Source organism: Spongiactinospora gelatinilytica (genome assembly GCF_003236385.1).
GTDB lineage: Bacteria > Actinomycetota > Actinomycetes > Streptosporangiales > Streptosporangiaceae > Spongiactinospora > Spongiactinospora gelatinilytica.
Genome location: NZ_POUA01000369.1, coordinates 1 through 7,531 on the forward strand (window position 1 = coordinate 1; position 7,531 = coordinate 7,531).

Sequence of the window (7,531 nt, forward strand, 5' to 3'; positions counted from 1 at the left end):
GGGCCCCCCCCCCCGCGGGCCCCCGCCAGGGGCAAGAGGTACCGGTCCACGGGCCGCCTGCCAGGAGCCGCAGCCGCGGCACCGGTCACCGGGGCCCGTGAGCGGGTCAGAAACAGCCACCGCCGGGACTCAGCACCGAGGCGGCCATCAGGGGGCGCCTTTCGCACAGCCCGGCACGAGTCAGGGACAGGCGCTGCCGGGGCTCGCGATCGGGCGCCGCGGCGATACCGGATGGCCTTCCACCTGGATCACGGTCGTACCGTCGGAGGTGGGAATCGGGGCGCTGTGTCGGGAAGCGTGGCGGCGGTGTGCCGGGCGATGGCGTGGCACCACTCGATCTCGGCCGAGCGCCGCCACATGGGGCCGATCCGGTAGGCCGTGGACTCCTTCCCACCGAACAGCCGCTTCGCCGGCACGGGGGCAGGCTGTTAGGAGCAGCAGCCTCCGCCGCAGCAGCCTCCGCCGGCGCTGGGGCCTGGGGTGGGGGCCGAGGTGCCGGAGGTGCCGGTCACGGCGACCGTGGACAGGAGCTTGACGGTGTCGTCGTGGCCGTGGGGGCAACGGGCCGGGTCACCTGCCTGCGCCATCGGCCGGGACATCTCGAACGTGCTCCCGCAGGCACGGCACCGATACTCATAACGCGGCATGCCTGGATGTTATCGCACCACCGCCGCCCCGGCGCGGGCACCGGCCCCGGGGCGGGGCCGGTGTGCGCGTCCAGGCCGGGCCGTCAGGCGGCGTTCTCCGAAAGGTAGGGCGCCCATTGCGGGTCACCGATCAGCTTGGCGCCGATCAGCCGCCAATGGGCGCCTCGTGGCACCACCGGGGCGACCCGAAGGTTCCACCCCAGTTCCTCCAGCATCTTGTCGGCCTTGCGATGGTTGCACCCCATGCAGGACGCCACGCAGTTCTCCCACGTGTGCGTACCGCCCCGCGAGCGCGGGATGACGTGGTCGATGGTCTCGGCCCGCTGCCCGCAGTAGGCGCAGCGGTAGTCGTCGCGGCGCATCAGCGCCGCCCGGGTGAGCGGAATCCGTGACCGGTAGGGGATACGGACATATCTCCTGAGCCTGATGACCGACGGCACGTCCACCGTACGGCTGGCGGAACGCAGTACGGCTCCCCGTCCATCACGATGCACGACGTCGGCCTTCTCCCGCAGCACCAGGACCACAGCGCGGTGCAGCGAGAGAGTGGTCAGCGGCTCGAAAGTGGCGTTGAGCAGTAAGACCTGGCGCATCAGCGGGCCCTTCTCGCTGTGCGCGGCATGTCAAGGGCCGTACCGCAGCACGACCCGCGTTGTGGCCCACTTTCTTGGGGCCCGGTTACTTCCGTCACATGGACCTCCGCCGGACGGCCCAGCGGATGGTCACCACGGCACCGTCCTCCACCCAGTCTGGCGTTTCACTCCGCTCCTTCGCCACCCCATAACAGCAGGCGCGAATGTCAGGAGAGTCACCTGATCCGTTTTATCCCCGCGCGGACCCCTCTTTACTCCGTCCACAATGCGGCGGACGGATGGGTTCGCCACCATCAGCGATCATGAGCGGCTTGTGTCCCTGGAGGAATGTAGTGTGCGATCCATGACGCCAATGCCGTACCCACCCGCACGCCGCGACGACCAGGCCGAGGAGCTGCACGGCATCAGGGTCCCCGATCCCTACAGGTGGCTGGAGGACCCCGATGACCCGGCCACCAAGGAATGGCTGGACGCACAGCAGTCGCTGTTCACCGCGACCCTTGACACTCGCCCCGCATTCCGCGATCGGATCGCCGAGCTGCTGCGTTCTGGGTCCGTCGGCGTGCCGGTATGGCGGGGGAAGCGCAGTTTCTTCATGCGCCGCACGCCCGATCAGGAGCACTCCGTCCTGTACACCGTCGATCCCGACGGCACCGAACGCGTGCTGATCGACCCCATGGCGCTCGACCCCTCCGGCCTCACCACGCTCGACTCCTGGCAACCGGACAAGGAGGGCCGGCTCCTCGCCTACCAGATCTCGGTGGGCGGCGATGAGGAGTCCAACGTCTACGTGCTGGACATCGGGTCCGGCGACCGGATCGACGGCCCGATCGACCGCTGCCGCTACTCGCCGATCGCCTGGCTGCCCGGCGGCGAGGCGTTCTACTACGTGCGCAGGCTCCCGGCCTCGGCGGTCCCCGCCGGCGAGGATCAGTACCACCGCCGCGTCTTCCTGCACCAGGTGGGCGCGCCGAGCGACGAAGACGTCGAGATCTTCGGGCACGGCATGGAGAAGACCAACTACTACGGCGTCGGCGTCTCACGCGACGGCCGGTGGCTGACGATCTCGGCGTCCAGGGGCACCGCGCCCCGCAACGACCTGTGGATGGCCGACCTCGCGGCCTCCCGGCCCGAGAGTCCCGCGCTGGTCACCGTGCAGGAGGGCGTGGACGCGCAGACGTCGCTGCACTTCGGCCGGGACGGCCGGCTCTACGTCTTCACCGACCGCGACGCCCCGCGCGGCCGGGTTTGCGTGACCGATCCGCAGCGGCCGGGCCACGAGCACTGGCGCGACCTCATCCCAGAAGACCCCGAGGCGGTGCTGTCCGACTACGCCATCCTGGACGAGCTCGGCTCCCCGGTCATGCTGGTCGGCTGGACCAGGCACGCGATCAGCGAGATCACCGTCCACGACCTCGCCACCGGCGCGAAGACCGGCGATGTGCCGACCCCCGGGCTCGGTACGATCGGGGGGATCATCGAGCGCCCGGAGGGCGGCCACGAGGCGTGGTTCAGCTACACCGACAACACCACGCCGCCCACCATCCAGCGCTACGACGCGCGCACCGGCCAGACCACCCTGTGGGCGTCCTCGCCGGGGGCGGTGGAGGTCCCGGCCGTCAAGACCGAGCAGGTCGTCTACACCTCGGCCGACGGCACCGAGGTCCACATGCTGGTGATCTCGCGCCCGGACACCACCGGCCCGCGCCCCACGATCCTGTACGGCTACGGCGGCTTCGGCATCTCCATGACGCCGGGTTACTCGGCGAGCATCCTGACGTGGGTGGAGGCGGGCGGCGTCTACGCCATCGCGCAGCTTCGCGGCGGCGGCGAGCAGGGTGAGGAGTGGCACCGGGCGGGCATGCTGGCCGGCAAGCCGCGCGTCTACGAGGACCTGCACGCCGCCGCCGAGCATCTGATCGCCACCGGCGTCACCACCTCGGCCACGCTCGGCATCTCCGGGGGTTCCAACGGCGGTCTGCTGGTCGGCGCGGCCCTCACCCAGCGGCCCGACCTCTACGCGGCGGTGGTCTGCTCGGCCCCGCTGCTGGACATGATCCGCTATGAGCGGTTCGGGCTGGGCGCGACCTGGAACGTCGAGTACGGCTCGGCCGACGTCGTCGAGGAGTTCGCCTGGCTGTGGTCCTACTCCCCCTACCACCACGTGCGCGAGGGGGTCTCCTACCCGGCGACGCTGTTCTCGGTGTTCGCGTCCGACACGCGGGTGCATCCGATGCACGCGTGGAAGATGTGCGCGGCGCTGCAGCACGCCCAGGCCGACCCGGCGCGGCCGATCCTGCTGCGCAACGAGACCGAGGTCGGGCACGGGGCACGGGCGGTCAGCAAGTCGGTCGATCTCGCGGCCGACCAGCTCAGTTTCCTGGCCCAGCACACCGGGCTGCGCGAGGGCTAGCGCGTGCCCGCGCCGGAGGGGATGACCGCGCTGGAGGGCACGCCGGGGCCGGCGCTGCGCCCCTACGTGACGCAGGTCACCGCCTACCGGGAGGACCACCCGGTGCCGTTGCATCGCAGGCAGCCGCCGTTCGGCGGGGTGGTGCTGATCCTCCGCTTCACCGGACGGCCGGGCCTGCGCGACCCGCGCAGGCCCGGCTCGCCGTACCGGCTCGCGTCGTTCACCGCCGGCCTGGCCGACGCCTACACCGACATGGTGACCCAGGGCAGCGCCGAGGGCGTGCAGGTCAACCTGACCCCGGTCGGGGCCAGGCGGATCTTCGGCGTGCCGATGAACGAGCTGCCCAACCGGTTCGTCCCGATCGACGACGTGCTCGGCCGGTGGGGCACCGAGCGGGTCGAGCGGCTGGCGGACGCCCCCGCCTGGCCCGTACGCCTGACGCTGCTCGACCGGCTGCTCACCCGCCGCCTGGCCGAGGCCCCCGAGACGGGCCCGCAGATCCCGTGGGCGTGGGGCCGGCTGCTGGCCACGCACGGCACGGCAGGCGTCGGCGAGCTGGCCGACCGGCTGGGCTGGAGTCACCGTCACCTGGTGTCGCGGTTTCGTGACCAGGTCGGCCTGTCGCCCAAGACCGCCGCCCGCGTGCTGCGCTTCGATCACGCGCTGCGCCTTCTCATGTCCACCGCCGGGCCGGGGGCCTCGCCGGCCGAGGTCGCGGCCACGGCCGGATATTTCCACCAGGCGCACATGAACCGCGATTTCCGCGCGATGGCCGGGTCGGCTCCGGCCCGCCTGCTCGCGACCTACCGGGCGGGCGGCTTCGCCGTCCCGGAGGCGGACGTGCGGGGCCTGCCGGTCAGATGTGCGCGATGATCTGGCGTACCGGGTGGCCGAGGGCTTCGGCGAACGTGGTCAGCTCGTCGTCGGTGAAGGGCTCCCGCACGGTGTTCCAGATGGCGATCTCGAAGCGGGCGAACACGCACGGCCAGTGGTAGTTCAGCGCGTCGAGCGTCGAGGCGGTGCCGCAGCAGGGCAGATCGGCCGCAAGGGGGTCGAAGCCGTGCGTGGCGTGGGCCTCCGCCACGCCGGTCCACCACCCGGGGTCGAGCATGCCCGAGCAGTGCGGGCAGGTGATCCACTCCAGGTACGCCCCGCAGTCGACGAGGTTGGGCCGGTCGTGCCAGTTGACCTGGATCTCCGGGGCGAGCCCCCCGCGTCTGCCGGGCGCGAGGGCGGTGGCGAGCGCCGCGGCGCGGTCGGCGGCGGCCCGCTCGGGCTGCCAGTAGGGGTCGGTCGGGATGACCGACAGGACGTCATCGCTCATGGGGGTCACCTGATCCGGGTCACGTCCGCGCCTTGGCCCGACGATGTCACCGAAGTGAGGGGTCGCACAATGTTCGTTACAGGCACTAGGGTTGGTGATAGGCCTTAACGTCCGAAGGGAGGGGTACCGGCAATGACCGAGTCCCCGACATCTCCCCGCGAACGGTACCGCTCACAGGTCCGCGCGGAGATCATGGAGCGCGCCTGGGAGCAGATCGCGACCGCGGGGGCGTCCGCGCTCTCCCTCAACGCCATCGCCAAGCAGATGGGGATGAGCGGCCCGGCGCTCTACCGCTACTTCGCCGGCCGCGACGACCTGATCACCGAGCTGATCAGGGACGCCTACCGCAGCCTGGCCGACACCGTCCAGGCCACCGCCACGGACGGCCCCGACCTCGCCGCCATCGGCCACGCGATCCGCCGGTGGGCGCTCGACGACCCCAACCGCTACCTGCTCATCTACGGCACGCCCATCCCCGGCTACCACGCGCCGGACGACATCACCGGCATCGCCAACAAGATCATGGCGGTGCTGCTCGCCGCCTGCCGCCCCATAGCGGAAGACGACTCCCCCGGCGCTCCCATGGAGGTCGGATGGTCCGAGCCGACTCCGGCGATGCGGCTGACGCTGAGCTTCTGGACGCGCGTCCACGGCGTGCTCTCGCTGGAGCTGGCCGGGCACTTCACCGGGATGAAGCTCGACCCGGCCCGCCTGTTCGAGACGGAACTGGGCAGCCTGGCACACCCCTGACCCACGGCGTTCCGGCAGGCAGAGGTCAGATTATTCCAAGCCGGACCCCCCTGAGCCGAGCCATCGTGGGGAAGGACACGGGCAAGCACGAAAGGGGAGCGGCAGATGCGCACGATCTACGCGCTGGCGCGCAGCGAAGAGCCGGGGGCGACCGTCGACTGGCTGGTGAACGTGATCGGCTTTTCGGCCCACTCGGTGGCGAAGGGAGATGACGGCCAGGTTTCGCACGCCGAGCTGGTGCTCGGCGATGACATGATCATGGTCGGGCAGGGCAGGCCGGGCGGCCCGGGGATCTACATCGCGGTGGACGACCCGGACGCGCACCACGACCGGGTGGCGGCGGCCGACACGGAGATCACCCAGAAGCCCACCGACCAGCCGTACGGTTCGCGGGAGTACGCCTGCAAGGACCCCGGCGGCAGCGACTGGTACTTCGGCACCTACCGCCCCTGAACCGGGCGGCGAGGTCAGCGGGGTTCAGCTGGGTTCAGCGGGGGAAGATGACGGTCTTGTGGCCGTCCAGCAGGATGCGCTGCTCGGCGTGCCAGCGGACGGCCTTCGCCAGCGCCTGGCACTCCAGGTCGCGGCCGATGGCGGCCAGGTCGTCCGGCGAATGGGTGTGGTTCACCCGGGCGACCTCCTGCTCGATGATCGGCCCCTCGTCCAGGTCGGGCGTCACGTAGTGGGCGGTCGCACCGATCAGCTTCACCCCGCGCGAGTACGCCTGGTGGTACGGCTTGGCCCCCTTGAACGACGGCAGGAAGGAGTGGTGGATGTTGATCACCTGCCCGGCCAGCTTCCCGCAGAGGTCCTCTGACAACACCTGCATGTACCGGGCCAGCACCACCATGTCCGCCTGGTAGTGCTCGACCAGCGTGAGGATCTCCGCCTCCTGCCGCGGCTTGGTCTCCGGCGTGACCGGCAGGTGGTGGTAGTCGATCCCGTAGGACTGGGTGAGCGGGCGCAGGTCGGGATGGTTGGAGGCCACCGCGACGATCTCGATGTCCAGCAGCCCGGACCGCACCCGGTAGAGCAGGTCGTTCAGGCAGTGCCCGAGCTTGCTGACCAGGACCAGCGCCCTCGGCTTGACCCCCAGGTCACGGAGCCTGAACTCCATCCCGAACTCCGGCGCGAGCGCCGCGAACGCCGCGCGCAGCTCGTCGTCCGGCAGGTCCGACAGGAACTGCACGCGCATGAAGAAGCGGTCGGCGACGCGGTCGCCGTACTGCTGGCTCTCGGTGATGTTGCAACCGCGCCCCGCCAGCAGCCCGGACACCGCCGCCACCACCCCGGGGCGGTCCGGGCACGACAGGGTCAGCACGTACTCCGCGGTCATCGTCCGCTCCTCCCGGGTTCCGGGCAGAGTTTACGGTGCTCAGCGGGTGAACGCGGCCGGTCGCCCGCCCGATCGGAGAAATCACGCCGTTTTCGGGTAGAACCGCGGCTAGAAACCGCTTTCGCCGCCGAAGGGGGACGCTGAACGACCATGACGATCGCGCTGCTGACGCTCGCCTGCGTCTTCGCGGTCGTCTCCGGCGTCAACGACGGCGGCGCGCTGCTCGGTACCGGGCTCAAGCTGCCCAGCGTGCGGCCGGTGACCGGGATCGCCCTGCTGATGGCCGCCGTGGCCGTCGTGCCGCTGGTCACCCACCGGGTCGCGGTGACCTTCACCACCCGCCTCGCGCCCATGCGCGACCCGGGCGGGCAGGCCGCCATGGCGCTGGCGGTGCTGGCCGCCCTCGTGGTGGTGACCGCGCTCAGCGCGCGTGGGCTGCCGACCAGCCTGACGCTGGCGGTGGTGGGC

At 71.0% G+C, this 7,531-nt stretch carries 9 protein-coding genes and 1 pseudogene; 5 read left to right on the plus strand and 5 right to left on the minus strand.

Features of this window, described 5'->3' with window-relative positions; all coding sequences use genetic code 11:
- Nucleotides 1-248: 248 nt before the first annotated feature.
- From C1I98_RS41960 to C1I98_RS31800, 3 genes are all read right to left on the minus strand, one after another.
- Nucleotides 249-416, minus strand: a complete 168-nt coding sequence (locus C1I98_RS41960; RefSeq protein WP_158558263.1) for a hypothetical protein — start codon at nucleotides 414-416, stop codon at nucleotides 249-251.
- A gap of 12 nt (nucleotides 417-428) precedes the next feature.
- Nucleotides 429-647 (minus strand): FmdB family zinc ribbon protein, encoded by a 219-nt coding sequence (locus C1I98_RS31795; protein ID WP_111171062.1) that lies wholly within the window; start codon nucleotides 645-647, stop codon nucleotides 429-431.
- An 83-nt stretch (nucleotides 648-730) separates the two neighbouring features.
- Nucleotides 731-1,240, minus strand: coding sequence for an HNH endonuclease (locus C1I98_RS31800; RefSeq protein WP_111171063.1), 510 nt, complete (start codon nucleotides 1,238-1,240; stop codon nucleotides 731-733).
- Between the two features lie 343 nt (nucleotides 1,241-1,583).
- Between C1I98_RS31800 and C1I98_RS31805 the strand changes: the two genes are divergently transcribed.
- Together C1I98_RS31805 and C1I98_RS31810 are read left to right on the plus strand one after the other, a co-directional pair.
- Nucleotides 1,584-3,653 (plus strand): prolyl oligopeptidase family serine peptidase, encoded by a 2,070-nt coding sequence (locus C1I98_RS31805; RefSeq protein WP_111171064.1) that lies wholly within the window; start codon nucleotides 1,584-1,586, stop codon nucleotides 3,651-3,653.
- 3 nt (nucleotides 3,654-3,656) lie between these two features.
- The gene (locus tag C1I98_RS31810; protein ID WP_146607760.1) at nucleotides 3,657-4,526 is read left to right on the plus strand and encodes a helix-turn-helix domain-containing protein; all 870 of its coding nucleotides are present in this window, start codon (nucleotides 3,657-3,659) and stop codon (nucleotides 4,524-4,526) included.
- On the opposite strand, the gene C1I98_RS31815 is transcribed toward C1I98_RS31810, so the two are convergent.
- Nucleotides 4,510-4,977 (minus strand): hypothetical protein, encoded by a 468-nt coding sequence (locus tag C1I98_RS31815; protein ID WP_111171066.1) that lies wholly within the window; start codon nucleotides 4,975-4,977, stop codon nucleotides 4,510-4,512. The genes C1I98_RS31810 and C1I98_RS31815 overlap by 17 nt on opposite strands.
- Before the next feature lie 132 nt (nucleotides 4,978-5,109).
- On the opposite strand from C1I98_RS31815, the gene C1I98_RS31820 reads away from it, so the two are divergent.
- Together C1I98_RS31820 and C1I98_RS31825 are read left to right on the plus strand one after the other, a co-directional pair.
- Nucleotides 5,110-5,727 (plus strand): TetR/AcrR family transcriptional regulator, encoded by a 618-nt coding sequence (locus tag C1I98_RS31820; protein WP_111171067.1) that lies wholly within the window; start codon nucleotides 5,110-5,112, stop codon nucleotides 5,725-5,727.
- Between the two features lie 105 nt (nucleotides 5,728-5,832).
- Nucleotides 5,833-6,180 (plus strand): VOC family protein, encoded by a 348-nt coding sequence (locus tag C1I98_RS31825; RefSeq protein WP_111171068.1) that lies wholly within the window; start codon nucleotides 5,833-5,835, stop codon nucleotides 6,178-6,180.
- Between the two features lie 34 nt (nucleotides 6,181-6,214).
- Here C1I98_RS31825 and purU read toward each other — a convergent pair whose 3' ends face one another.
- Nucleotides 6,215-7,063, minus strand: a complete 849-nt coding sequence (purU, locus tag C1I98_RS31830; protein WP_111171069.1) for a formyltetrahydrofolate deformylase — start codon at nucleotides 7,061-7,063, stop codon at nucleotides 6,215-6,217.
- Between the two features lie 150 nt (nucleotides 7,064-7,213).
- On the opposite strand from purU, the pseudogene C1I98_RS31835 reads away from it, so the two are divergent.
- Nucleotides 7,214-7,531: pseudogene (locus tag C1I98_RS31835) on the plus strand (inorganic phosphate transporter); the annotation flags it as partial.